Source organism: Patescibacteria group bacterium (genome assembly GCA_018900835.1).
Taxonomy (GTDB): domain Bacteria; phylum Patescibacteriota; class Minisyncoccia; order Minisyncoccales; family PEYH01; genus PEYH01.
In genome coordinates this window covers 1-2165 of the sequence record JAHIFQ010000003.1, presented here as the reverse complement: position 1 = coordinate 2165, position 2165 = coordinate 1, and the positions used below count along the sequence as shown (strand labels likewise).

Genomic DNA, 2165 nt, shown 5'->3' with positions numbered 1-2165 from the left:
GCTATGGACGCTTGGGCGAAACTAGCCTGTTATCCCCAGAGTAGCTTTTATCTGTTGAGCTTCTTCGATACTACGATCGAAAGTCGGATCACTAAGTTCTGCTTTCGCAACTGCTTGACCCATCAGTCTCGCAGTAAAGCCAGCTTATGCCTTTGCACTATCAGTCCGATTTCCATCCGGACCTAGCTGACCTTATAAACGCCTCCGATACAATTTTGGCATTTGTGTTAACCTAACCCTTTTATGAGTATCAAGTATTTAGTATTAAGTATTAAGCGTTTGATTTTTACATATTCATATTTAGCTTAAGTTTAATCCTTGAATTTTATATTTTATAGAACTATGCATATAATCTTTTATCAATCCGGCAAAATCATCAGCGCTTTCCGAAAGAATCATAATTTGAAAACCTTCTTTTTGCTTTCTTGGTTTGCATTTTAGATTGAATTTATCATCAAGAATTTTTATCAATCTCTGAACTTCTTCCTTCTCAAAGCCTTGTGTGTTTATTATCCTCGCTTTATGATTTTTAGATTTCACCGAGCCATCATCCATAAACCAAACCGCCAATCCGAGCGGAGTTAACCACTTGTAAATTAGTTTTGGCACAATCTTTTTTTTATCTTTATAGAATTGCTTGGCGTAAAATCTAAACGCTCCGGAAGATATTGTATTAACCCAATACTTGCGATATAATTTTCCATTCACAATCTGTTCTTTCATTTTTGGCGCGGAAGACATCCATTCTGCAAACTCTTGATAAAACCAATCCACATATTCTTTTTGACTAAGCGAATGTTCAATTTTCAGCCTATATGTTTTATCATCGGTTATGCTTTCCAAATGTCCGTCTCCCAGCAATTTTCCAACAATGACTTCCCGTTGTCTTGGAGTTAATTTCAGGTTTTTTTTATAGTTCTTAATTTCTTTTTTATGCATATTTTTTTGGTTAGATCCTTAATCTTGCTTTTCGGGCGGTATAAATGGAAAAGCGTTTCTCAGTCGTATAAATACTGAGATGATTAAGGGCTCATAGTTTCCTATGAGATCAGACTATATCATATCCCAAATACTCGGGATTCGGCGTATAGTCGTTGAGGGGAAAACTAATGTAAAACATTAGTAATCTTCCCTGCTGATTGTCTGGCGATTATATTTCTAAATTTACATTTATAATACAATCTTGCTTGCAATTTTTATCCCGAGAACTCGGGATATGCAAACTCTGACCGGAGGTTCCAGCATACAGCCGATTTGCTTTTTGTCCCGAGAACTCGGGACAAAAAGGCCCCTTAAAATCCGGCGTTAAAATGGATTTTAAAGTTAAGGCAACCGCCCCAGTTAAACTACCCACCAGGCACTGTCCCCTGACCGGTTAACGGCCAAAGGTTAGAATTACAAATCCAGAAGAGTGGTATCTCATATTGCGACTCCGCTTCGGCTAGCGCCGAAACATCAAAGTCTCCCACCTATACTGAACATTTAAATCCATAACACAATACCAAGATATAGTAAAGCTTCATGGGGTCTTTTCGTCTAGCCGCAGGTAAACGGCATCTTTACCGCTATTGCAATTTCACCGGGTCCCTTGTTGAGACAGTCCCCAAGTCATTACGCCTTTCATGCACGTCACTAATTAGATGACAAGGAATTTCGCTACCTTAGAACAATTATAGTTATTGCTGTCGTTCACCAGCGCTTAAATTCATAGCTTTCACCACGAATCTTAACGTTCTGGCACTGGACAGGCGTCAGCCCCTATACTTCCTCTTGCGAGTTAGCAGAGACCTGTGTTTTTGATAAACAGTTGCTCGGAGTCTTTTACTGTGGCCGAACCATACCTCGCTATGCTCGTAAATTTTCAATTTTCAATTTCTAATTTTCAATCAATTTTCAATGACTAGATTTTCAAACTGTTTGAAAATTGAAAATTGGTCATTCATTGAAAATTGAGAATTGTAAATTGAAAATTCCATACGAACACAATGAGGTACGGTCCGGCGGGTCTTATCCCGAAGTTACGACCGCTGTTTTGCCGAATTCCTTAACAAGGGTTCTCCCGTTCACCTTGGTCTACTCGACCTATCCACCTGTGTTGGTTGTTGGTACGGATGCTTCTATCAAGGATAGAGGTTTTTCTTGGAAACTTGACTTGCTTGAATTAT

The 2165-nt window shown here is 38.8% G+C and carries 1 rRNA gene; it reads right to left on the bottom strand.

Features of this window, described 5'->3' with window-relative positions:
• Positions 1-2165 (bottom strand): 23S ribosomal RNA (locus KJ562_00290); the annotation flags it as partial.